Source organism: Streptomyces sp. NPDC058469, assembly GCF_042721125.1.
In the GTDB taxonomy this organism is placed as follows: Bacteria; Actinomycetota; Actinomycetes; order Streptomycetales; family Streptomycetaceae; genus Streptomyces.
Genome location: NZ_JBHXME010000176.1, coordinates 1 through 23,267 on the forward strand (window position 1 = coordinate 1; position 23,267 = coordinate 23,267).

Consider the following 23,267-nt stretch of genomic DNA (forward strand, 5'->3'; position numbering starts at 1 on the left):
GTGGGCCGCGGCGGAGCCGGTCCTGCCCGGGTTCGGGGGAGAGACCCGGGCGCACTCGTCGGCTTCCCCCGATTCGCCGGGGTACACACCCGCCGGACCGACAGCCTGCAGCGGGCCCGCGCGGCGACCGGCGCGGGCACGGCATAAGCTCGACGGGTGGCCAAGTACTTCGACGTGCATCCGGACAACCCGCAGCCCCGCACCATCTCCCAGGTCGCGGACAGTGTGCGCTCGGGTGCGCTGATCGCGTACCCGACCGACTCCTGCTACGCGCTGGGCTGTCAGCTGGGCAACCGTGACGGCATGGAGCGGATCCGCACCATCCGGCATCTGAACGACCGGCACCACTTCACGCTGGTGTGCCAGAACTTCGCCCAGCTGGGCCAGTTCGTGCACATCGACAACGACGTGTTCCGCGCCATCAAGGCCTCCACGCCCGGCAGTTACACGTTCATCCTCCCGGCGACGAAGGAGGTGCCGCGCCAGTTGCTGAACGCGAAGAAGAAGACCGTGGGCGTGCGCATCCCCGACCACGTCGTCACCCAGGCCCTGCTCGCCGAGCTGGGCGAGCCGCTGCTGTCCAGCACCCTCCTCCTGCCCGACGAGGAGGAGCCGATGACCCAGGGCTGGGAGATCAAGGACCGGCTCGACCACGTGGTGGACGCGGTGGTCGACTCCGGGGACTGCGGCACGGAACCGACGACCGTCATCGACTTCTCGAACGGCGAGGCCGAGATCGTCCGCAAGGGCGCGGGCGACGTCTCTCGGTTCGAGTGACCCCGGCGGAGGGGCCGTAGGCCGGCGTGCCACGATGATCGGAACACGCCGCTCCGGGCCGGCTGTCGGCCCGGCGCCCATCCGCAGGGAGGCACCCCCACCATGACCGCCGTACAGGGCACAGCCGTGGACATCCCCACCGAGGACGGCATCGCGGACGCCTATCTGGTGCATCCCGGTGACGAGCGCCCGCGTCCGGCCGTGCTGCTCTACCAGGACGCCTTCGGACTGCGCCCCCACCTGAAGTCGATGGCCGACCGGCTGGCCGAGGCCGGTTACACGGTCCTGGTGCCCAACGTGTTCTACCGGCAGGGGCGCGCCCCGGTGGTCGAGCTGCCCGAGTTCATCGATCACGACGGGCGTCCCGAAATCTTCGAGAAGGTCGGCCCGCTGATCATGGGGCTGGCCCGCAATCCCGAACTGATCGAGCGGGACGCCGGCGCCTATCTGCGCTGGCTGGCCGACTCCCCGCTGGTCGCGGACGGGCCGGTCGCGATCACCGGGTACTGCATGGGCGCCCGGCTGGCGCTGTACACCGCCGGTGCCTACCCGGACCGGGTGGCGGCCGCGGCCGGCTTCCACGGCGGGCGGCTGGCCACCGACGACCCGACCAGCCCGCACCTGGCCGCCGAACACATCACCGCCGAGCTGTACTTCGGGCACGCCGACCAGGACCCCTCGATGCCGGAGGACCAGATCAAGCGGTTCGAGGACGCGCTCACCGCGGCCGGTGTCCGGCACCGCTGCGAGGTCTACACGGGTGCGCGGCACGGCTACACGCAGGCCGACACCTCGGCGTACGACGCGAAGGCCGACGAGCGTCACTGGGTCGCGCTGCTCGACCTGCTGGACCGCACCTTCTGATCGGCAGACCCCCGTTCCCTGATCCGATCCGGGTGCCCACGGCGCGAGTTGCCGTGGGCGCCTTTCGTTTCCTCCATTGACATGAACGCGGCTCGGCGCGACTCTGAGAGCGCTCTCACATAGGTACGGACCAATTTTCGTACACCCCCCACATGGAGGTGAGTAGTGCTCGCCGGACTCATGCGTCGACTGGGCGCCGCGACCGCGGTGGCCACGATGATCGCGCTGGCCACACCGCTGACGGCGGACGCCGCGGTGCCCGCCACGATCCCGCTGAAGATCACCAACAACTCGGGCCGCGGCGACGCGGTCTACATCTACGACCTGGGCACCAACCTGGCCACCGGCCAGCAGGGTTGGGCCGACGCCAACGGCACGTTCCACGCCTGGCCGGCCGGTGGCAACCCGCCCACCCCGGCACCGGACGCGTCGATCACGGGCCCGGCGGCCGGGCAGTCCGCCACCATCCGGATCCCCAAGTTCTCGGGCCGCATCTACTTCTCGTACGGCCAGAAGCTGGTGTTCAAGCTGACGACCGGCGGTCTGGTGCAGCCGGCCGTGCAGAACCCGACCGACCCGAACCGCAACATCCTCTTCAACTGGTCCGAGTACACGCTGAACGACTCCGGGCTGTGGATCAACAGCACCCAGGTGGACATGTTCTCCGCGCCGTACGCGGTCGGGGTGCAGCGTTCCGACGGGAGCACGGCGTCCACCGGGCATCTCAAGTCGGGTGGCTACACCGGGTTCTTCAACGCGCTGCGCGGGCAGCCGGGCGGCTGGGCGAACCTGATCCAGACCCAGTCCGACGGAACGGTTCTGCGAGCGCTCTCACCGACGTACGGGATCGAGACGGGCGCCCTCCCCAGCACCGTGATGGACGACTACATCAACCGCGTCTGGACGAAGTACTCGTCGTCGACGCTGACCGTGACGCCATTCGCCGACCAGCCGAACACCAAGTACTACGGCCGGGTGTCGGGCAACGTCATGAACTTCACCAACAGCTCCGGCGCGGTCGTCACGACCTTCCAGAAGCCGGACGCGGCCAGCATCTTCGGCTGCGCCAAGTACCTCGACGCCCCCAACGACCTGGTGCGCGGCCCGATTTCACGCACCCTGTGCGCGGGCTTCAACCGCTCCACGCTCCTGGTCAACCCCAACCAGCCGGACACCACCACGGCGAACTTCTACGTGGACACGGTGACCAACCAGTACGCGCGCAAGATCCACGCGCAGATGGCCGACGGCAAGGCGTACGCGTTCGCGTTCGACGACGTCGGCGCCCAGGAGTCCCTGGTGAACGACGGCAACCCGCAGCAGGCCTACCTGACGCTGGACCCGCTCAGCTGAGGAAACCGGAACACCCCGCACGCCTGGGGGCGCGTGCGGGGTGCCGGGCTCACGGGTGGATCAGCTGGTCGTCAGTGCCGTGTCGTCGACGACGAAGCTGGTCTGCAGGGAGGAGTCCTCGACGCCGCTGAACTTCAACGCCACGGTGGTGCCGGCGAAGGAGGACAGGTCGAAGGTCTTCTGCGTGTAGCCGGTCGCCTTGTTGAGGTTGGAGTAGGTGGCCAGGGTGGTCGATCCCGCGGTGACCGTCAGACTGTCGTACGCGGTGCTGGTGGTCGTCTCCGCCGTGTCGACGTGCAGATAGAAGGTGAGCGTCGCCTTGCAGCCGCTCGGCACGGCCACCGACTGGGTCAGTGTGTCGGTGTGGGTGGAGCCGTAGCCGTCCAGCCAGGCGTAGTACGAGCCGGCGTGGGACGCCTGACCGGTCTCGTTGGTGATGACGCCGCTGGTCGCGGTCCAGGTGGTGTTCCCCGACTCGAAGCCCGCGTTGCCCAGCAGCTGGGTCGAGGTGCAGGTGCCTCCCCCGCCGCTGGAACTCACGGTCCAGGTGAAGGACGCGGTCCCCGTCGCTCCCGTGCTGTCGGTGACGGTCACGGTGGAGCTGTAGGTGCCCGCGGTCGTCGGGGTGCCGGTGATGGCGCCCGTGGAGCTGATCGACAGGCCGGTCGGCAGTCCGGTCGCGGCGTACGTCAGGGTGCCGCTGTTGGTGCTGCTGGCCGAGACCTGCAGGCTCACCGCCGTGCCGACGGTCGAGGACTGGCTGCCCGGGTTGGTGACCGTGACGCCGGTGGTCGGCACGGTGATGTGGCTGCCGACGTTGATGCCGGCGAAGGCGTTGCCGACTCCCGCGTACTGCGCGGAAGTTGTGCCGTACAGAGCCCCAGCGGCGCTGAGCGCGGCGGTGCGGGCTCCGGCGTAGTCGGTGCTGGACGTCATGTACGTCGTCAGCGCCTTGTACCAGATCTGCAGGGCGGCGGCCCGGCCGATGCCCGCGACGGCGACACCGTCGGAGGTGGTGCTGGTGTAGGTGGTGCCATTGATGACCTTGGTGCCGCTGCCCTCGGAGAGCAGGTAGAACATGTGGTTCGCCGGGCCCGAGGAGTAGTGCACGTCGAGGTTGCCGACGCCGGAGTACCAACTGTCCGCGGAGCCGCCGTCCTTGCTCGGCTTGTCCATGTAACGCAGCGGCGTGCCGTCGCCGTTGATGTCGATCTTCTCGCCGATGAGGTAGTCGCCCACGTCGGACGAGTTGTTGGCGTAGAACTCGACGCCGGTGCCGAAGATGTCGGAGGTCGCCTCGTTCAACCCGCCTGATTCACCGGTGTAGTCGAGCCCGGCGGTGTTGGAGGTGACGCCGTGACTCATCTCGTGGCCGGCCACGTCCAGCGAGGTCAGCGCGTGGGTGCTGCTGGTGCCGTCGCCGTACGTCATGCAGAAGCAGCTGTCGTCCCAGAAGGCGTTGACGTACGCCGTGCTGTAGTGGACGCGCGAGTAGGCGGCGACGCCGTCGTTCTTGATGCCGCTGCGGCCGAAGGTGTTCTTGTAGAAGTCCCAGGTCTCCTGGGCGCCGTAGGCCGCGTCGGCGCCGGCGGTCTGGGTGTTGGAGCCGGCGCCCGTGCCCCACACGTCGTCCGCGTCGGTCATCAGGGTGCCGGTGCCCGACGTGGCGTTGTTGAGGCTGTACGTCTTGTGGCCGCCGCGCGTGGTGTCGTACAGCTGGTACGTCGAGCCCGAGAGCGTGGTGCTCAGCGAGACCGTGCCGCTGTACTGGGTGTTGCCGGTGCCGGTCTGGATGCCCTGGTAGCGGGAGAGTTCCTTGCCGGTTGTGGCGTCGGTGATGACGTGCAGCTGGCTGGGGGTTCCGTCGTCCTGGAACCCGCCGACGACCGTCTCCCAGGCGAGCTTCGGGGTGCCGTCGCCGGCCCAGATGACCTTGCGGGCGCTGTCGGTACTGGGCGCCTTGGCGTCGAGGGCCTTCGCGGTCGTCAGGGCCTTGGTCTCGGCGGCCGACTTGGCGAAGGACGCGGTGGTGGAGGGGACCGCGAGGGTGTGCTTGTTGTTGAAGGTGGCGCTCACGGTGCCGGTCGCCTCGGTGGCGGGCGGGGTGTGCACGACGAGGTCGCCGCCGAGGACGGGGAGACCGTCGTAGGTGCGCTCGTAGCGGGTGTGGACGGTGCCGTCGTTGTCCTTGACGACGTCCTTGACGACCAGCTTCTCCTTGGCGCCGAGGCCGAGGGTGCGGGCGGTCGTCGTGCTGTTCTGCGTGGCGCTCTTCACCAGGGCGGAGCGCTGTGCCGGGGTGAGCTTCGCCTCCAGGCTGCCGGTGAGCAGCGGGCTCGGGTGGGGGGAGGCGGGCTTCGCGGTCGCGGGCACCGACTGGATGCCGACGGCCAGGAAAGCGGCGGTGGAGACCAGGGCTCCTACCGCCATCCGCTTGCGGGGGATGCGTCTCACTCTTACTCCTACTGCGACGACCGCGAACGCGGCCGGTGACAGACCGGACAGCCGGGTCTGCTGTCCGGGAAGAGCCGAGCTGTGCGGGACCGGCGGAACTTTGACCAATCCGTGAAGGAATCGTGGGGGTGGCTGCGTGGAGGATGACAGCGTTGACCCGTCCATGTCACGCAGGTCAGGGGCACTCAAGGGTTTTCCCTCTGTCAGGGATTTCGCTACAAGTTCCGAAATTATTCGTGACGGCTGAGCCACGCCGGCGAAACAGACCCTTCCTAACGTCGCAGTCAGCCACAGAGGTCCCATCAGCCGCATTACGGCCGTCGGACCGATAACGCTGCTTTCCCCGAGAATCTCCGGAAATCCGGAAATCCCTTCACTGTCCTCAGCGCCCCATGAGACAGGAGCCCAGAGTGTCCGAACCCTCCCGCCGCGGCGTCCTCAGACTGTCCGCAGGCACCGCTCTGCTCGGCACCCTCGCCCTCGCGGGCTGTGGGCGCGGCGACACCGCCACCGCCACCGCGAAAGCCACCGCCAAGTCGATCGACGCCAAGCCGGCCACCGGCACCGTCAACGTCTGGGCCGCGCAGGGCGACGCCGACGTCCTCGCCAAGGTGATCAAGCCGTTCAAGGCGGCGAACCCTAACGTCACCGTGAAGTTCACGCTGATACCGAACTCCGAGTACTACACGAAGCTCCAAGCGGCGATCGCCGCGGGCAAGGGCCCCGATGTGGCCCAGCTCTTCCCCGAGTCGCAGGCCCAGTTCCTCGACCCCTCGATCCTCCAGCCCGTGCCGGACGGGCTCGTCGACTCCGGCGCCTTCTTCAAGAGCCTGTGGGACGCGGGTCTGGTCAAGGACGTGGCCTACACGGTGCCCTGGTACGCGTACACGTACGCCCTCGTCTACCGCGCCGACCTCGCCAGGAAGGCGGGCGTCGAGGCGCCGACCACGTGGGCCGAAATGGTGCCGTTCTTCAACGCGTTGAAGGGTGCCGGCGCCGTGCACGGGCTCGGCGCCGACAACGGCTGGGACATCTTCAACGGCCAGGACGTCGCCATGTACGCCTGGCAGGCAGGCGGCAACCTGCTCTCGTCCGACGGTAGTTGGACCCTCGACACACCGGCGATGGTCGACGCCCTCAAGTACAACGCGTCGTTCTTCACCTCGGGTTCGGCCGACACCGCGACCCCCACCTTCCTCGACGCGCAGCCGTACTTCGTGTCCGGCAGGACCGCGACGATGATCACCGGTCCATGGGTGCTCGGGCAGCTCGACACCGCCGCGAAGAAGACCGGCTGGACAGCGGCCCATGTCGCCACGGCACCGCTGCCGGCCGGCGCCTCGGGCAGCATCTCCTTCTCCGCCGGGGGTACTTGGGGCGTCCTCGCGGACGGCGGGAACACGGACGCGTCGTGGAAGTTCGTCCGGTACGTGTCGAAGCCGAGCACGCAGGTCGCGCAGTACGCGGCGTACGGCTCACTGCCGGCGGTGATCTCCGCCTGGGACGATCCGACCGTCAAGAAGCAGCCGCTACTCGACGCCTTCCTCACCCAGCTGAAGAACACCAAGGCCTTTCCCCAGGTGGGTACTTGGCAGCAGGTCGCCACCCGGCTGGGCAAGGAGACGGAGGCCGTGGCCAAGGGCACGCAGACCGCGGAGAAGGCCGCCGCGAGCATCCAGGCGTACGCCAAGAGTCTCGGCACGGGCGCGGAGTGAGCCGCGGATGACCACCACGCTCGTCCCGGGGGCGCCCGACAGGGCGCGCCGCTCGGGGAGTTCGCGTCGTACGGCGGTCGCGTGGCTGTTCCTCGCGCCGTTCGCCGTCGTGTTCGTGCTCTACACCGCGATCCCCACGGTGGCCGCGCTCGGCTTCAGCCTGACCGACCTGCGGGGCTCGGACCTGCGCCATCCCCTCGCGGTCGACTTCACCGGCCTGGACAACTACCTGCGCCTGTTCCAGGACCCGACCTTCCTGCGGGACATCCTGAACACCGCCGTCTTCGTCGCCGCCGGTGTGCCGCTGACCATGGCGATCGGCTTCGCGCTGGCCGTGGTGCTGAACTCCGGGATCCGGCGCATGCGCGGAGTGTTCCGTACGGTCTTCTTCGCGCCGGTCGTCACGAACGTCGTCGCGGTCGCCCTGATCTGGCAGTACGCCTTCAACGCGGGTGGCACCGTCAACAAGGCGCTGGCCGCCGTCGGTCTCGCCGGACCGAACTGGCTGGACGATCCGCACCTCGCCATGCCCGTGGTGATCCTGCTCGGCGTCTGGCGCAACTTCGGCACCGCGATGGTCCTGTTCCTCGCCGGACTGCAGGCCGTGCCGGAGGACGTGTACGAGGCAGCCGCGCTCGACGGGGCGGGCAGGTGGAGGCAGTTGAGGCACATCACCCTGCCGCTCCTCCTGCCCACCACTCTCATGGTGTCGGTGCTGCTGACCGTCTTCTACCTCCAGGTCTTCGACGAGCCCTATCTCCTCACGGACGGCGGCCCGTTGGGGTCGACCGAGTCCGTGTCGCTGTACACCTACCACCAGTTCGGGTCCGGCCAGCTGGGCATGTCCTCGGCCGCGTCCTTCGTGATGCTGCTGCTCGTCCTGCTGGTGAGTGTCGTCCAGTTCCGTCTGCTGAGGCCCCGCACATGACCGCCGTAGCCGCGTCCTTGAACGACGCAGACGCCGACCTGATCGCCACCGCCGCCGAGGACCGGATCGCCGTACGCACACGGTCCGTTGGCCGATCGCTGCTGTACGGCGCGCTGGTGCTGTGCGCGCTGCTCACCCTCCTCCCCTTCTTCTGGGTGATCAGCGGCTCGCTGCGCGGACTCGACGAGATCCGGTCCGACCCGGGCGCGTGGCTGCCGCAACACGTCACGCTCGACAACTTCGTGCGGCTGTTCCGGACCGAGGGCTTCGGGCGCTTCCTCACCAACAGTGTGCTGGTCGCCCTCATGGTGGTGATCGGCAACATCGTGGCGGCCTCGGCGGCCGGATACGCCCTCGCCAAGCTGGAGTTCGCGGGCAAGCGGCTCGCGTTCGGGGCGGTGATGGCGGCGATGATGGTGCCGTTCACCACGGTGTTCGTCACCCAGTTCGTCATCACCGTCGACATGGGCCTCGCCGACACGCTCACCGGCATCGCGCTCCCCGGCGTGGCGCTCCCGCTCTCGGTCTTCATCATGCGGCAGTACGCGCAGTCGGTCCCCGAAGAGTTGCTGGAGGCGGCACGCATCGACGGCGCGGGCGAGTTCCGGATCTTCTTCCGGATCTTTCTTCCGCTGGCCGGTCCGGCGGTCGCGACGATCACGATCATGTCGTTCCTGAACTCGTGGAACAACTTCATCTGGCCGCTCATCGTCGCCCAGAGCACGTCGAGTTACACCCTCCCGGTCGGCCTCGCCGCCACCAGCCAGGCGGCCCAGCACGTCACCGACTACGGCCTGGTCCTCGCCGGCGCGATCGTCGTGATGTTGCCGGTCCTCGTGCTCTTCCTGTTCCTGCAGCGGTACTTCGTGCAGGGCATCGCCGGATCAGGAATGCGGTGAGGCCCATGACGGAGACCGTCCACGCTCCCATCACCGGGGTGTCCGACCCCGTCGTACGGGGCAGGTCCGAGGAGGCGGAGGGATGTTGATGTCGGGGATGAACCAGAGCGCCGTGCGGCGCGTCAACACCTCGGTCGTCCTGCGCGCGCTCGCGGTGTCCGCGGGGCCCACGACCCTGACCGCGCTCGCCGAACGGGCCGGGCTGTCCCGCCGTACCATCGAGCTGATCCTGGACTCGCTCGTCGAGGCGGGCTGGGTGGCCGAGTTGGAGCGGATTCCGACCAGCGGCAGTGCCGGGCGACCGGCCCGACGGTACGAACTGCGCGCGGAGCACGCCCTGTTGGCGGCCGTCTACATCAACACCGCCGACGCCTCCGCGGTGATCGCCGACGTACGCGGCCGTATCGTCGGCCGGGCACACCGCCCGTTGCGCGCCTACCAGGACCCTCAGGCCACGCTCGACGACGCGGCGGCTCTGGTGCGGGAGGCGCTCGACGACGCGGGCGGATCACCGGACCGGCTGCGCGCGGGTGCGGTGGCCGGCGGTGGCGCCATCGACGACGAGGGAGTCGTACGACGCCTGGTGCACACCACGCGCTGGGAAGGTGTGCACCTGCCCAAGGAGCTCGAACAGCGCATCCGGATGCCCTGGTTCGCGGACAACGACTCCAACCTCGGTGCACTGGCGGAGCGTTGGCGGGGTGTGGCCGGTGACCACGACAACGTCGTGTGGGCGATCCTCGGCAACCGGACCGGTCTCGGCATCCTGATCCGAGGGGCCGTGCACCGGGGTCTGGACGGCGCGGCGGGCGAGATCGTCGAGGCGCGGTCGATCCCGACCGGGACGGTTGAGGACCGTCACGTGGCCTGGCTGAGTTCACCGGAGGCGGCCCAACGCAAGGTGGCGCGGGAACGCTTCGACGCCGCCCGGGCCGGAGACGCGGAAGCGCTCGCCGAGGTCGACGAGTTCGTCGAGAACATCACCTCGATCCTCACCACCCTGTCGTGGACGGTCGCGCCCTCGCTCATCGTGCTCGGCGGTGGTCTGGAGGACGCCGCCGATGTGCTGCTCCCCCGGGTGCGCGAGGCGATGCGCGTCGCCCGTACCCCCGCGATCGAACTCCGCGCCACCGGTCTGGGCCGCGACGCCGCGCTGATCGGCGCCGTGAAGCTGGCACTCGACCGCATGGACACCGAGCTGTTCGGACCACTGATCCCCAGCTCCTAACTCCCCCCACAGCACCCGACTTTGGAGTCTCCCTGTGACCGACATCCCGCACACCGACGTCCTCATCGTGGGCAGCGGCATCATGGGTTCCGTGGTGGCCCGGCTACTGCGGGAGAGCGATCCGGGGCTGGGCATCACGATGGTCGACGGCGGCAGCGCGATCGGCGACGCGCCCGGACTGCATCTGCACGACGTCGCCGACCCGGCCCTCTGGTCGCGGTACAACGAGCGGGTCGACTCCGGCGTCCAGGGCATGTACACCGGCGCCGAGGTGGTGCGCGAGGTCGCGGACAGTCTCGTCGGCCTGACACCCGGCATGTTCCACGCGCTGGCCTTCGGTGAGGACGCCGAGGCGATGCCCGCGACGGCGCTGGCGTGGAACGCGGGTGGCATGGGCGTCCACTGGACCGCTGCCACGCCGTGGCCGGCCGGGCCCGAGGTGTTCGACTTCGGCGACCCGGCCCGCTGGGCGGCCGACCTGGACACCGCGCGCCGCCTGCTCGCCGTCTCCCCCTCCCCCATCGGCCCGACCGAGGTCGGCCGCACCGTCCTCGACGTACTGCGCCGCCGCTACGACGACACCGCGCCCGCCGACCGACGACCGCAGCCGATGCCCATGGCCGTCACGGCGACGGACTCGGGCCCCATGCCGCGCACGGCACCGGGGACGATCTTCCCGGCGATCGCGTCGGGCGGCGACACGGCGTTCACGCTGCTGACAGGGACGCTCGCCACCCGGTTGGTCGTCTCGGACGGCCGGGCCACCGGCGCCCGACTGCGCCGCGTCGCCGACGGCACGGAGTCCGAACTCCACGCGGGCACCGTGATCGTGTGCGCCGACGCGCTGCGCACCCCGCAACTGCTGTTCGCCTCGGGCATCCGCCCCGAAGCACTGGGCCGCTACCTCAACGAGCACGCGTTCATCACCGCCCAAGTCCTGCTGGATCTGGACCGGTTCGGCATCGCCCTGGACGATCTGCCGCTCCCGCGCACCGGCGAGTTCAGCACGGACTCGCTCTGGCTGCCGCAGAACGGGCCGGCACAGCCGTTCCACGGTCAGATCATGAACCGGACGTACGTCGACGAGAACGGCCGCCCCCTCGCACACGCCGTGGGGCTGTCACTACTCGTCCCCGTCGAGTCGCACCTCGAACACCGGCTTGTCTTCTCCGAGTTGGACACCGACCTCGCCGGACTGCCGCGTATCGGCGTCGAGTTCGGCTACTCCGACACCGACCGCGCGCTGATCGACCGGGGGCTCGCCGAGGTCCGTTCACTGGCCGAGGAGTTCGGCCCCTTCGACCCCGCGACCGAACTCGCCCTGCTCCCGCCCGGCTCGTCCCTGCACCTGACCGGCACCGTCCGCTCGGGCACCGCCGACGACGGGACCAGCGTGTGCGACCCGGACGGCCGGGTGTGGGGCTTCGACAACCTGTACGTCGCCGGCACCGGAGTGATCCCCACACCGATGGCCGCCAACGTGACGCTCACCGGCGCGCTGACGGCCGTACGGACCGCCCGGGCCGTCACCACCCGCACCGCGCCACTCGCCGCGCACTGAGAGGAAACCCGAACGTGATCGACATCGTGAAGGAATACCGCGTGGCCCTACCGGCGTGGATAGACGACGAGTTGGCCGACGTGCCCGCCGTCGTCCCCGGCCGGGAGGACCGGATGCGCCTCGTGCACCGGCTCGCGGACCGCAACTGGCGGGAGGGCGACGGCGGTCCGTTCGCGGCCCTCGTCGCCGAGCGCGACACCGGCCGGATCGTCTCCGTCGGCGTGAACGTCGTCCTCGCCTCGGGAGTCTCCAGCGCACACGCGGAGGTCGTGGCACTCGGTCTGGCCCAAGCAGCCACCGGTGGCTGGGACTTGGGCGCCACCGGCCTCCCGTCCCACGAGCTGGTCGTCAACTGGCACCCCTGTGTCCAGTGTTACGGCGCCACCCTGTGGTCCGGGGTGCGCGGTCTGGTGGTCGCGGGCGAGGGCCCGGAACTGGAGGAGATCACCACGTTCGACGAGGGCCCGCTCGGCGCGGACTGGGCCGGGCAGTTCGAGGCGCGCGGCATCGAGGTCGTAGGAGATGTGCTCCGGGACGAGGCGCTGGCCGTGTTCCGGAACTACCGCAAGGCCGTGGACGAGGCGGACGGCGTCGTCGTCTACAACGCGCGCGGAGGCACCGCGTGACCCCGCGTTTCGCCACCGATGTCGTCACCTTCTACCACCCGGACTTCTGGGGGCTCCCCTCGGCGGACGCGGTACGCGCGTGGGCACTGGCTCACCCCGAGCGCTTCTGGGCGCGGGTGATGGACGCGCTGGACGAGGCCGGCGTCACGGGCATCGAACTCACCTTCGCGCCGGGCGACATCGAGTCGGCGCTGCGGGCCTTCGGCAGTGCGCAGGCCTTCCGGCGCGAGCTGGTGTCCCGTGGGCTGGCCGTCGTGAGCGCGTTCGTCGCCGGGGACGACAGCCCCGACTGGCGGGACGCCGACAACCTGTCCGCGATCGTCGCCGACGCCGAGCGACGCGCGGCCTTCCTCGTCGACGTGGGGGCGGAACTCCTGGTCACGGGACTCCCCATGCGCACGACGTTCGGGACGCGGCCGCCCTTCTTCGTCGACGCGCCGTACATGACCCGCATGGCCGACATCGCGCACGCGGTGGGCGAGGCGGTCTCCCGGCAGGGCGTGCGGCTCGCGTTCCACACGGAGTCCAACAGCACGCTCTGGTACGAGCGGGACATCGACCTGTTCATGGCGTTCACCGATCCGCGCTATGTCTGGCTGTGCCCCGACTCCTGCCACATCGCGCTCGGCGGAGGCGATCCGGTGGCCGTGGCACGCCGTCACGCGCAACGTGTCGCCCTGGCGCACTGGAAGGACGCGGTCCGGCCCATCGACGTGGAACTCACCGTCGACGAGACGGTCTTCGCCCAACAGCAGCCCTACATGGCCGAGTTGGGCTCCGGCATCGTCGACTGGAAGGGCTGGGCCGACGCGATGTCCCGTACACCCGGCGCGGACACGGTGCTCATCGAACTGGACGAGGCGGCCGATCCGGTCGCCGCGTTGCTGGCGGGGAGGGCGGTGGCGTCGTCGGTGCTGGCGTGATCGGTGGCCCGGAGCGCGTCGAGGCCGCGGAGGATCTCGGCGCGCAGGGGGGCCGTGCCCAGGAGGCTGATCTCGTCGATGATGGTCAGGGCCTGGATCCAGGCGTCGCGGGCCGCGTCGGACTCGGCCGCGGCGTGGTGGGTGTCGCCGAGGTCGGCGAGGCTGGTGGCCTCGTGGAAGCGGTCGTCGGTCTTGTGGAACAGGTCGATGGCCTGCCGGTAGCACTCGACGGCCTGCCCGTACTCGCCGAGGTGCTGGTGGATGTAGCCGAAGCTGCCCCAGGTGTAGGCCTGGCCGTTGAGGTCCCCGATCTCCTCGACCAGCGCGAGGGCCTGTCGGCTGTGGGCGAGGGCCGCCCGCGGCTGGTCGCCGAGTCTGACCTGGTAGCGGCCGATGTGGTCGAGGGCGACGGCTTGTCCGAGCCGGTCGTGCACGGCCCTGTAGTGCGCGAGAGCCTCATGGGCGTGTCCGAGTGCCTCCCGGTACTCGCCCCGGTCCGAGTACACCCGGCCGAGGTGTTTGTGGATGCGGGCCCGGCCGGCGTGGTCGCCGAGTTCCTCGAACAGGTCCAGCGCGAGTGCGTAGTGGGCGCGGGCGTCCTCGGGGTGGTTCAGCTGGGTGTGGGCGAGCCCGAGTCCGCGGTGGGCCTGGGCCTGTCCCGTCCTGTCGTCGCGTCGACCGGCGGCGTTGAGGGCGGTCGTGTGGGCGGCGGCCAGCGCGGGCCAGCGGCCCTGCCGGTTGAGGAAGGTGGCGACGGCCGCGGCGAGCTGCCAGGTGTGGGCCTCGAACCCGGCGGAGGCCTGCTCGACGGCGGCCAGGACGACGGAGTGCTCGGCGGTGAACCAGGCCAGCGCCTCCCGGCGATTGCCCAACTCCTGTGGCCTGGCGCCCGGTTGGGCGGGGGCCGGCGTGATCGGATCCTGCCTCCGGGTCAGCAGTGCGTCGGCGGCGTGAGCGGTGTGGAGATAGTGGTCGAGCATCCGGTGGGTCGCCGAATGCCGGGTGGCGTCGCTGTCGTGCGTGGTGGTCAGTTCGGTGGCGTAGGCGCGCAGCAGGTCGTGGAAGGTGTAGCGGCCCGTGGTGTGTTCGGTGAGCAGGTTGCCGCGGATCAGCTCGGTGAGCAGGGCGCGGGTCCGGGCGGGCGGCAGTCCGGCCAGGGCTATGACGGCGGGCAGGGCGGTGTCGGGTCCGGGGTGCAGACCGAGGAGCCTGAAGAGCCGGGCGGCGTCGGCGCTCAGTGCCTGGTACGACCAGGACAGGACGGCCCGTACCTGAGTGGCCGGGTCCCCGTCTCCGCCGTCCAGGGCGTCCAACCGGCCGTCGGCCGCGCGCAGTTCGCGGGCGAGGGTGCCGAGCGGGATGTGAGGCCGGTCGGCGGCCCGGGCGGCCACGATCGCCAGCGCCAGGGGCAGTCCCGCGCACCGGGTGACGATCTCGTCCACGGCGTCGGGTTCGGCGGCGGTCCGGCGGGCGCCGAGGCGGCCGGTCAGCAGTTCCCGGGCCTGGGCGGTGGTGAGCAGGTCCACGGCCAGCAGGTGGGCGCCCTCGGTCGCGGCCAGGCCGGCGAGCCGGTTGCGGCTGGTGACCAGTGCCAGACAGCCGGCCGCGCCGGGCAGCAGCGGGCGGACCTGTGCGGCATCGCGGGCGTTGTCCAGCACCACCAGCACCCGCCGCCCGGCCAACAGGCTTCGATACAGGCCGACTTGAGCTTCCAGGCCGTTCGGGATGCGGGCCGGGGGCACCCCGAAGGCGTCCAGGAACCCCCGGACCGCCTCGGTCGGGCCCACCACGGAACCGCCGGGGTCGAATCCGCGCAGGTTCACGTACAACTGCCCGCCGGGGAAGGCTTCCCGGACCCGGTGGGCCCAGTGCACGGCCAGCGCCGTCTTGCCGACCCCCGCGGTGCCCGACACCGCCGAGATCACCACTGCGGCCTGCGGTACCGGACCGGCGTCGGCTACGGCGGGCAAGAGGGTGTCGAGCTGGGCGAGTTCGCCGTCACGTCCGGTGAACGCCGCGACGGCCAGGGGAAGTTGGGCGGGGACCGCGTACGGCGACGCCGGTGGTCCGGGCGACGGGGCGAGGGCGGTGTCCTGGCGCAGGACGGCGGTCTGGATGTCCCGCAGCGCCGGGCCGGGTTCGATGCCCAGCTCCTCGCCCAGCCTGCCGCGGGTGCGGTGGAAGTGGTCCAGGGCTTCGGCGGAACGGCCGCAGCGGTGCAGCGCGAGCATCAACTGGCCGACCAGACGCTCGTCCAGCGGGTGTGCCTCCGTGCGGGCCGACAGTTCCGGCAGCAGCGCGGCGTGCTGTCCCAGCCGTAACCGCAGGTCGCCCAGGTCCAGTTGGGCCGCGAGCCGATCCTGGACGAGGGTGTCGCGCAGGGCGTTGAACCAGGGAGTGTCCAGAGCGGCGAAGGGCTCCCCGCGCCATAACCCCAGGGCCTGTTCGAGGAGGGCCGCGGCGCCGGTGTCGTCGTCGGCGGCGCGGGCCTCGGCGGCCGTACGGCGGAAGGAGTGCAGGTCCACGGTCACGGCGTCGGAGGTGGTGAGGACGTAGCCGCCCGGCTGCCGTGCGATGACCGCCTCGCCGGTGGCGGCCAGGGCCTGTCTCAGCCGGGAGAGGTAGCTGTGCAGGGTGGTGCGGGCCTGCTGAGGTGCGTGGTTCCCCCAGACCCGTTCGGTGAGTTGGCCGGTCGTGACCGGACGGTCGACGTCGACCAGGAGCACCGCCAGGACAGCCCGCTGACGGGCATGCCCCAAGGCCACCGGCCGGCCGTCGATGTCGGCCTCGACACTGCCCAGCACCCCGAATTCCACCGTCATCCCGACCGTCTCCCCCCGATTCAAGAATTGTCCAACGTTTGTCCCTGACCCGCCCGACACCTTGGTGCGTGGCAGCAGTCGTCCACCGACCGAACAACTCGACTGCTGCTCAACGGACTTGACCTCTGGTCGAAGAGCTCGACCACGTACTCAGGAGGCAGACATGAGACGCACGATACGGCGCCGGGGCGCCATGATCGCGGTGGCCGCGGCGCTGAGCGCCGGCGGGCTGATTCTGGGAACGGCGGCGAGCGCGTCCGCGAGCGCACTGATCCCGCTGACCACAGGCAACGGGGCGGCTCTCTTCAACGGCCCCACCCTGGCCTCCGGGACGGTCGGCGTCCCGGACCTCTGGCCCGGGGACACGATCCTCGCCACCTGCTGGACCAGAGGTGACAACCTCGGCGGGGGAAACGTCTGGTACCGCACCGTCGACGAGCGCTACACCCATCTCAACGGACTGGAGTTGACCGCCACCGGATGGACGTACGGGGCGTTCGTCGACACCAACGCCGCCTTCCACAACGGGAGCGTTCCGCAGTGCTGACCGGACGGTGACCTCGGATCCGTCCACGGCGTCGAGCCCCCGGTCATCGTGGCCTGGGGCTCGACGCCGCCACCAACTGCCGCCTGAAAGCGGTCACTTGATACGATCCGATCATGCCGCGCCTGGTGGACGTTCCTGGGTACGTACGCTTCTGGGCCGCCTCCGCGATCTCGTCGTTCGGCTCACAGATCACAGGGCTGGCGCTGCAGATCCTCACCGCCGTCACGTTGGACGCGTCCGCCACGGAGGTGGGGCTGGTCAACGCGGCCCGCTGGGCGCCCTATCTGTTCTTCGGGCTCGTGGCCGGGGTGCTGGTGGACCGCTGCCGGCGCAAGCCGGTCATGGTGGCCATGGATCTCGGCAGGGCCCTCCTCCTCTGCGCGATCCCGCTGCTGTACGCGCTGGACCGGCTGAGCATCGCCGCGCTGTGCGCGTGCGTCTTCGCCTTCGGACTGCTCTGTCTGTTCTTCGACGCGGCCAACCACTCCTACGTCCCGCAGCTGGTCCCCAAGGAACTCCTCAACGCCGGCTATGCCCGGGTGGGGCAGGCCGACGCGGCGGCCGGGTCGACCGGGCCGCTGATCGCCGGAGTGCTGATCAGGCTGGTCGGCGCCCCGCTCGCCGTGCTCGTGGACGCCGTCAGCTATCTGGTGTCGGGCCTGCTGCTCACCTCGGTGCGGGCCCACGACCCCGTTCCCGACCGGGGCGCGCGGCGCAGTCTCCTCAGCGAACTGCGTGAGGGGGTGGCCTGGGTCTACCGCCATTGGACCTTGGCGTCCATCGCGCTGACCTCGCACCTGATGCTCCTCTTCAACACCGTCGTCAGCACGGTCTTCGTGGTCTTCGCACTGCGGGAGCTGAGGATCGGGGACTTCGGTCTGGGCGTGACGTACGCCTGCGCGGGCCTCGGCGGAGTGCTCGGCGGCGCGTTCTCCGCTCGCGCGGCGCGGAAGTTCGACGTCGGCGCCGTCCTGATCGCGGGCCGTATCGTCGCCGCCGTCGACTGGCTGCCGCTGGTCCTCGCCCAGCGGGGACCGTGGGCCCTGGTCTCGGTGTCGCTCGCCTTCTTCGTGGTCTCCTGCGCCATCTCGCTCGAAAGCCCCGTGGAGATGAGCTACCGCCAGGCGGTCACGCCCGAGCGGCTACGGGGACGGATGAACGCCACGATCCGCTCGTTCAACTGGGGAATGGTGGCGATCGGCGCACCCCTGGGCGGACTCCTCGCCGACCACGTCAGCTACCGGTTCGCCCTGTGGGTGGGCCTGTCCGGAGCGGTCCTCCAGGCGCTCCTGCTCGCCGTGTCCCGCACCAGGGAGGCCCGCGACACCGACGCGGTCGAGCCTCTCGTGCGGGCCTGACCGCAGGAATCACCCGAAATGCGACACACGGGAAGCCGAGGGATGCTGGGAGGGCCAACGCACGTCCGAAGGAGGACAGCCATGTCGATCATGGACAAGGTCAAGGGAATGCTGGGCCAGCACCCGGACAAGGCCAAGGAGGGCGTCGACCGGGCGGGAGACATGGTCGACGAGCGCACGGGCGGCAAGCACGCCAAGCAGGTCGACACGGCGCAGGACAAGGCCAAGGACTTCATCGACCGCGACAGGCCGCAACAGCCCTGACCGCTTCTGTACCCGTATCACCCTCGATGGGCCCGAAGTAATCCCCCGAAAGCACAGAGTTAACCGACCGCCGACGTGAAAGGGTTGCGCAGCCGGGCCCTGATCCATACATACTCCCCCCACAAGAAGCCAGAACTCTGGGGGGAGTTGGCTCATGCAAGGCACGATCGACGGGTTCCGCTACGGTGCGGTGACCCCGGTGGCGGCCTATCTGATGGCCTGCCTGGGAGGGGCTCTGGGACTGCGCTGCGTGGTGCGGTCCCTGCACAACCGGCAGTCGTGGAAAGCGGGTTGGCTCGCGCTCGGCGCGACGTCGATCGGCAGCGGCATCTGGACGATGCACTTCATCGCGATGATCGGCTTCCAGGTCGAGGAGACCCGGATCGGCTACGACGTCGGCCTCACGGTACTGAGTCTGGCCGTGGCGATCGTCGTCGTCGGCATCGGCGTGTTCGCCGTGGGCTACCGCGGCGCCACCGCCGGCACACTCTCCGCGGCCGGCGTCATCACCGGATTAGGAGTCGCCGCCATGCACTATCTGGGCATGGCGGCCCTGAAGTTGAACGGCGACATCGAGTACCGGACCAGCACGGTCGCGCTCTCCGTGGTGATCGCGATCGTCGCCGCGACGGCGGCGCTGTGGGCGGCCGTCTCCATCCGGGGCTTCCTGGCGAGCCTGGGCGCCAGCCTGGTGATGGGCGTGGCCGTGTCCGGGATGCACTACACGGGCATGGCCGCCGTGAGCGTCCATCTGCACGGCACCGGCGGGGCGTGGACGGGCGACTCGGCCAGCTCCATTCTGCTTCCCATGCTGTTGGGACCGGCCGTCTTCCTGCTGCTGGCCGGGGTCGTCGTCATGTTCGACCCGCTGCTGGTGATGGGCGAGGGCGAATGGGACCGCTCCTTCGCACGCCACCCCGTCGGCGCGGACACCGGCGGCAAGCAGCCCACCCCGCGCTCCGACTCACTCTTCGACACGCCGGACCGCCCGGCCGCCGGCCAACCGGGCCGGTACGAGAGCCCACCCGCCCCACCGGGCAGCCGCCGGAGCCGAAGCCGGAACACCCGCAGAAACCCCGACACCCCGGCCCCGGGCCGACAGGCCCCGTACGGCAGCCCCGCCATCCCGTCGCCGCCGAATCCCCGCGGCGCCCAAAACACCCCGGCCGCTCCCGCACGCGGCCGCCCGGATCCGTACGGCACCCCGCAGCGCCCCGGTGAGTGGTGACCAACACCGCGCGCCACGGCCCGACTTGAGCCACCTGCTGCCGCGGCAGTCAAGTGGCCCTACGGCCTGGCTCAGTTGGGTGCGCCCGGCGGCACCCGGGGCAGCGGATCGACCCGCACCGAACCGGCATCGACGAGGAACGCCCGGATCAACTCCCCTGCCTCACGCGCCTGTTCGTCGCCCTGGCACCGCAGCTCCGTCCCGAGCCGCCGCACGGCGCCGCGCAGCGACATGCGTACCGGTGCGTGGAGCGCCGTGTCGTCGAGCAGGGTCAGCAGGTGGTTCAGGAGGGTCCAGTCCGCCGCGTGTTGCACCGCGACCCCGCCGGGCAGCTCGGCGGGTACCGCGTCGGTACGGCGCCAGGTGGCGGCGAGGAGCGCGTCGACGATGTCGGTGACACCGGGCGCCGCGGGGTCGGCGGCATACTGCCAGGCCACCCGGTTGAGCCGGGCCGGGTCCAAGAGCTGCTCCGTGACCAGTGCGGTCGCGACCCGTACGGCCTCGAAGGGGTCGAAGATCCGCCCGGCACCCGTGTCGAGGTACTGATCCGTCCGGCCGTAGCGGATCGCGGGCGGGGTGAGGGTGTCCAACACCGCGCTGGGCAGGGCGAGTTGCTCGGCCCGCAGCAGCTCGGCGAGTCGGCTGAGTGCCGTGTGCTGGGTGGCCGCGTCGACGGCCTGTGCGCCTCGGCCGTCCTCGCCCGCGAGGCCGTACTCGTAGCGCACCCCGCCGACCAGCCGGGCCACGGCCGTCACCTCGTGCCGGTGCAGGAGGTGCAACAGGACGGCCCGTTCCTCCAGTTCGCCGGTCTGCCGGTCGGGCGGCAGGACCCCGCGGGAGAATCCGGCCAGTGCGATACGGCGAACGCGCAGCATCGCCTCCAGCGCCTGGAGGGCGTCCGGCCCGCTGACCCAGGTCACGGCGTCGGCGTGGGCGGCGTTCGGGCCCTGGGCGTCCTCGTCGGAGAGGTAGGTCAGGCCCGACTCGGCGGCCTCGCGGCGCAGTTCGGCGAGCGCGCTCTCCTCGTCGGCGGCGTTGAACCGCCCGTAGGCATGGGCGACCAGGAAGTGGTCCCACGGCCCAAGTCCCGTGCCGTACGCGGCGGACAGGTCCAGGTCGCCGTCCTCCGTGACCTGGACGCGGGCATGCGGGTAGTCCATGACGGACGGCTCGGGGTGCAGCGTGCTGGCGAAGTTGTGCATGAAGCCGAGCGCGTGGCCGATCTCGTGCGCGGCGAGCTGGCGCAGCCGGGCGAGCACCAACTCCTCGACGGCGGCGAGCCGTTCGGCCTCGTCCGGGCGGCCGTACGGTGCGAGGAGGGACTCGCCGAGCGCGCGGACCTGCTCGACGCGCTGGGAGCCGAGTCGTACCCGGGCGTGCAGGATCTCGCCGGTGCGCGGGTCGGTCAGCCCCTGGCCGAGGGACCAGCCGCGGCCCGCCCGGTGCACCCAGACCACCCCGTTGACGTCGGGGTCGTAGGGGTCGAAGCCGTCGCCGCCGGGCTCGACCCGATAGGCGTCCGGGAGTCCGATCCGGGCGAAGGCCTGCTGCCACCAGTTGCCGCCCTCGACGACCGCCGAACGGAACGGTTCGGGGACGGCCGGGTCGATGTGGAAGACGATCGGGGCGCCGCCGGGTTCCGCGCGGAAGCGGGGCTGGAGCTTGACCTGGGTGCTCGCCCGGCCGACGAGGCCGTGGTCGGCGTAGCCGATGCCGTAGCCGCCCGAGGCGGGGTGGTAGCGCCGTACGGGCAGCGGGGACGCGGGAAGCCGCAGCAGGTTCAGCTGCTGGATGACGGTGAGGGCGCGCGGGTCGGCGGCGACCGCCTGGACCGCCGGTCCGCGGCCGGGGCCGCGGAAGGTGAGCAGTGCGGGCAGCCGGACGGCGGTGGGTCCGGTGCGGCTGTCGACGACGAGCGGGAGGCTCGTGGACGCGTCGATCGTGTAGTCGCCCTGCTCGCGGGCGTGCAGATGCTCGGCGATCGCGTCGTGGTCGGCGAGGACGAGCCCGGTGGCGTCGACGACCACCGCGCCGTTCTCCTCGCGCAGCACCGGCCCGCTCCACAGCACGGACAGCGCGAACGACTCTTCGCCGGCCCGTACGGCGGCCGCGTCGCCCGAGGTCAGGAAGTGCTTGTTGCGGACGGCGAACAGGACCCGGTCGCCGACCCGGCGGAACTCCGCGAGCCAGGTCCTGCCCGCCTTCCCCCGGTCCAGCCAGAGGTCGCTTGAGCCCAGGCCCTGGGAGAGGGACACGGAGAGGAGGAAGGGTTCGTCGAAGTGGCGGATGCCCAACAGCAGCCGGTCCGAACGGAGTTCGGGGTCGGGGATCAGGTCGATGAAGTCGGCTTCGCCGGGCATGCGGGGGCCTTTCGGTTGAGCAACGTCGAGTTGATGTTGCCAGGCCCCTGCCTCCCGCACCGCGCTGGCTCGTTGTTACGGTTCACCGGTGTCTGAATCTTCACGCGATACCCCCGAAGGCGCCGGTTGGGGCACCGCCGAACGCGGTGTGTTCCAGCAGCTCATGCCGTCCCACGTCGAGAAGGTCTCGTGGCTCAGCCCGAAGACCCTGTGGGCCGCACGCAACGGTGTGTTGGCGTCCTGGTTCGGGGACCCGACCGGCAGCACTCGCGGCCGTTGGGTGGCGCAGCGCGCGGCCGCCGGAGCACCCGCCGACAAGGTGATCCGGCGCGACGATCCGGACACCTTCTCCTTCATGGTCATCGGCGACACGGGCGAGGGCGACGATCCCCAATACGCCGTCGTGCCAGGCTTTCTGAAGGCCAGTCAGGACACGGCGTTCGCGGTCGTCGCCAGTGACGTCATCTATCCCGTCGGCACCGCGGACGACTACGAGACGAAGTTCTTCCGCCCGTACCAGGCCTATCCGGCGCCCATCTACGCGATACCCGGCAACCACGACTGGTACGAGGACCTCGGCGGTTTCATGCGCGTCTTCTGCGACGACGCGCCCGCGCTGCCCGCGCCGAAGGCACCGCGCCCGCTGACGCGTGCCTGGTGGCGCTCGCTGCTGTGGCACCGCCCCAGCCCGTCCGACGGCGAACACCTGCACAAGGCAAGGGAGTTGCGTTCCTCGCCGGTCCAACAGGCCGTCCAGCCGGGCCCGTACTGGGCGATCGACGCGGGGCCGGTGCGCATCATCGGCATCGACACAGGTCTGTTGGGCACGATCGACGCCGAACAGGGTGCCTGGCTGCTCGAGGTGTCGCAGGGGCCCACGCCGAAGATCCTCGTCACCGGTTCGCCGCTGTACGTGGACGGCGAGCACCACCCCTGCACGATCGAGGGCGGCGGCACGGTCGACGACATCGTCCGCGATCCGGCCCACCACTTCGTGGCGGCGATCGGCGGTGACATCCACAACTACCAGCGGTATCCAGTCCAGTTGGAGGACGGCCGCACACTCCAGTACGTGGTCTCGGGCGGCGGCGGTGCGTTCATGCACGCGACGCACACCGTGCCGCGCGTCGACATCGGACACGTCACCGAGCAGGACTTCCGCTGCTATCCGCTGCGCGGCGACTCCCTCGCCTTCTACAGCAGGCTGTACGGGCGCCGGCTGCACCTGCGCCGCTTCTTCACCCTGACCGAGGCGGAGGCGTCGGCCGTGATCTGCGAGCGCCTCGGCATCCCGCCGACCCGTACCCCGGGCCCGCCCGTCCGGATCACCCGGCGCGTCCGTCTGGTCGCGAGTCTGCTG

17 protein-coding genes and 1 pseudogene are annotated in these 23,267 nt (G+C 70.5%); 15 read left to right on the plus strand and 3 right to left on the minus strand.

Annotation, left to right across the window (positions count from 1 at the left end; translation table 11 throughout):
* Positions 1 to 156 precede the first annotated feature (156 nt).
* The 3 genes from ACFWP5_RS44210 (at position 157) to ACFWP5_RS44220 (ending at position 2,994) form a co-directional block, all read left to right on the plus strand.
* The gene (locus ACFWP5_RS44210) at positions 157 to 777 is read left to right on the plus strand and encodes an L-threonylcarbamoyladenylate synthase (protein ID WP_384170487.1); all 621 of its coding nucleotides are present in this window, start codon (positions 157 to 159) and stop codon (positions 775 to 777) included.
* A gap of 102 nt (positions 778 to 879) precedes the next feature.
* Positions 880 to 1,641, plus strand: coding sequence for a dienelactone hydrolase family protein (locus tag ACFWP5_RS44215; protein ID WP_384170490.1), 762 nt, complete (start codon positions 880 to 882; stop codon positions 1,639 to 1,641).
* A gap of 180 nt (positions 1,642 to 1,821) precedes the next feature.
* Complete coding sequence (locus ACFWP5_RS44220; RefSeq protein WP_384170520.1) at positions 1,822 to 2,994, plus strand: glycoside hydrolase family 64 protein; 1,173 nt, start codon at positions 1,822 to 1,824, stop codon at positions 2,992 to 2,994.
* A 60-nt stretch (positions 2,995 to 3,054) separates the two neighbouring features.
* Here ACFWP5_RS44220 and ACFWP5_RS44225 read toward each other — a convergent pair whose 3' ends face one another.
* On the minus strand, positions 3,055 to 5,424 hold the full coding sequence (locus ACFWP5_RS44225; protein WP_384170522.1) for a M4 family metallopeptidase: 2,370 nt from the start codon (positions 5,422 to 5,424) through the stop codon (positions 3,055 to 3,057).
* Positions 5,425 to 5,858: 434 nt separating this feature from the next.
* On the opposite strand from ACFWP5_RS44225, the gene ACFWP5_RS44230 reads away from it, so the two are divergent.
* From ACFWP5_RS44230 to ACFWP5_RS44260, 7 genes are all read left to right on the plus strand, one after another.
* Complete coding sequence (locus tag ACFWP5_RS44230) at positions 5,859 to 7,163, plus strand: extracellular solute-binding protein (protein ID WP_384170492.1); 1,305 nt, start codon at positions 5,859 to 5,861, stop codon at positions 7,161 to 7,163.
* Between the two features lie 7 nt (positions 7,164 to 7,170).
* Entirely contained in the window at positions 7,171 to 8,091 is a 921-nt protein-coding gene (locus tag ACFWP5_RS44235) for a carbohydrate ABC transporter permease (protein WP_384170494.1), read from the plus strand.
* On the plus strand, positions 8,088 to 8,990 hold the full coding sequence (locus tag ACFWP5_RS44240) for a carbohydrate ABC transporter permease (RefSeq protein WP_384170496.1): 903 nt from the start codon (positions 8,088 to 8,090) through the stop codon (positions 8,988 to 8,990). The genes ACFWP5_RS44235 and ACFWP5_RS44240 overlap by 4 nt, the downstream gene beginning before the upstream one ends.
* Positions 8,991 to 9,072: 82 nt before the next feature.
* Positions 9,073 to 10,218, plus strand: a complete 1,146-nt coding sequence (locus tag ACFWP5_RS44245) for an ROK family protein (RefSeq protein ID WP_384170498.1) — start codon at positions 9,073 to 9,075, stop codon at positions 10,216 to 10,218.
* A gap of 34 nt (positions 10,219 to 10,252) precedes the next feature.
* Positions 10,253 to 11,779, plus strand: a complete 1,527-nt coding sequence (locus ACFWP5_RS44250) for a GMC oxidoreductase (protein WP_384170501.1) — start codon at positions 10,253 to 10,255, stop codon at positions 11,777 to 11,779.
* Positions 11,780 to 11,793: 14 nt separating this feature from the next.
* Complete coding sequence (locus tag ACFWP5_RS44255) at positions 11,794 to 12,405, plus strand: nucleoside deaminase (protein ID WP_384170503.1); 612 nt, start codon at positions 11,794 to 11,796, stop codon at positions 12,403 to 12,405.
* On the plus strand, positions 12,402 to 13,328 hold the full coding sequence (locus ACFWP5_RS44260; protein ID WP_384170505.1) for a sugar phosphate isomerase/epimerase family protein: 927 nt from the start codon (positions 12,402 to 12,404) through the stop codon (positions 13,326 to 13,328). The genes ACFWP5_RS44255 and ACFWP5_RS44260 overlap by 4 nt, the downstream gene beginning before the upstream one ends.
* A gap of 92 nt (positions 13,329 to 13,420) precedes the next feature.
* Here the strand turns inward: ACFWP5_RS44260 and ACFWP5_RS44265 are convergent.
* Positions 13,421 to 16,150 (minus strand): annotated as a pseudogene (locus tag ACFWP5_RS44265) (BTAD domain-containing putative transcriptional regulator); the annotation flags it as partial.
* A gap of 163 nt (positions 16,151 to 16,313) precedes the next feature.
* On the opposite strand from ACFWP5_RS44265, the gene ACFWP5_RS44270 reads away from it, so the two are divergent.
* From ACFWP5_RS44270 to ACFWP5_RS44285, 4 genes are all read left to right on the plus strand, one after another.
* Positions 16,314 to 16,697, plus strand: a complete 384-nt coding sequence (locus ACFWP5_RS44270; RefSeq protein ID WP_384170507.1) for a hypothetical protein — start codon at positions 16,314 to 16,316, stop codon at positions 16,695 to 16,697.
* A gap of 113 nt (positions 16,698 to 16,810) precedes the next feature.
* A complete protein-coding gene (locus ACFWP5_RS44275) occupies positions 16,811 to 18,055 on the plus strand; it encodes an MFS transporter (protein WP_384170509.1) in 1,245 nt (414 codons plus the stop codon).
* Positions 18,056 to 18,136: 81 nt separating this feature from the next.
* Positions 18,137 to 18,319: an antitoxin gene (locus ACFWP5_RS44280; RefSeq protein ID WP_384170511.1), complete on the plus strand. Its 183-nt coding sequence runs from the start codon at positions 18,137 to 18,139 to the stop codon at positions 18,317 to 18,319.
* A gap of 154 nt (positions 18,320 to 18,473) precedes the next feature.
* Positions 18,474 to 19,547, plus strand: coding sequence for an MHYT domain-containing protein (locus tag ACFWP5_RS44285; protein WP_384170513.1), 1,074 nt, complete (start codon positions 18,474 to 18,476; stop codon positions 19,545 to 19,547).
* Between the two features lie 71 nt (positions 19,548 to 19,618).
* On the opposite strand, the gene ACFWP5_RS44290 is transcribed toward ACFWP5_RS44285, so the two are convergent.
* Positions 19,619 to 21,907, minus strand: a complete 2,289-nt coding sequence (locus ACFWP5_RS44290) for a zinc-dependent metalloprotease (protein WP_384170515.1) — start codon at positions 21,905 to 21,907, stop codon at positions 19,619 to 19,621.
* An 88-nt stretch (positions 21,908 to 21,995) separates the two neighbouring features.
* Between ACFWP5_RS44290 and ACFWP5_RS44295 the strand changes: the two genes are divergently transcribed.
* Positions 21,996 to 23,267: metallophosphoesterase family protein (locus ACFWP5_RS44295; protein ID WP_384170517.1), on the plus strand; the 1,272-nt coding region annotated here is incomplete at its 3' end.

What these genes read in the sequence shown, in the direction of transcription:
- ACFWP5_RS44215 (WP_384170490.1), top strand. Translation starts at nt 880, where the DNA reads ATGACCGCCGTACAGGGCACAGCCGTGGACATCCCCACCGAGGACGGC.
- ACFWP5_RS44220 (WP_384170520.1), top strand. Translation starts at nt 1,822, where the DNA reads ATGCGTCGACTGGGCGCCGCGACCGCGGTGGCCACGATGATCGCGCTG.
- ACFWP5_RS44225 (WP_384170522.1), bottom strand. Translation starts at nt 5,424, where the DNA reads ATGGCGGTAGGAGCCCTGGTCTCCACCGCCGCTTTCCTGGCCGTCGGC.
- ACFWP5_RS44235 (WP_384170494.1), top strand. Translation starts at nt 7,171, where the DNA reads ATGACCACCACGCTCGTCCCGGGGGCGCCCGACAGGGCGCGCCGCTCG.
- ACFWP5_RS44240 (WP_384170496.1), top strand. Translation starts at nt 8,088, where the DNA reads ATGACCGCCGTAGCCGCGTCCTTGAACGACGCAGACGCCGACCTGATC.
- ACFWP5_RS44245 (WP_384170498.1), top strand. Translation starts at nt 9,073, where the DNA reads ATGTTGATGTCGGGGATGAACCAGAGCGCCGTGCGGCGCGTCAACACC.
- ACFWP5_RS44270 (WP_384170507.1), top strand. Translation starts at nt 16,314, where the DNA reads ATGAGACGCACGATACGGCGCCGGGGCGCCATGATCGCGGTGGCCGCG.
- ACFWP5_RS44275 (WP_384170509.1), top strand. Translation starts at nt 16,811, where the DNA reads ATGCCGCGCCTGGTGGACGTTCCTGGGTACGTACGCTTCTGGGCCGCC.
- ACFWP5_RS44280 (WP_384170511.1), top strand. Translation starts at nt 18,137, where the DNA reads ATGTCGATCATGGACAAGGTCAAGGGAATGCTGGGCCAGCACCCGGAC.
- ACFWP5_RS44285 (WP_384170513.1), top strand. Translation starts at nt 18,474, where the DNA reads ATGCAAGGCACGATCGACGGGTTCCGCTACGGTGCGGTGACCCCGGTG.
- ACFWP5_RS44290 (WP_384170515.1), bottom strand. Translation starts at nt 21,907, where the DNA reads ATGCCCGGCGAAGCCGACTTCATCGACCTGATCCCCGACCCCGAACTC.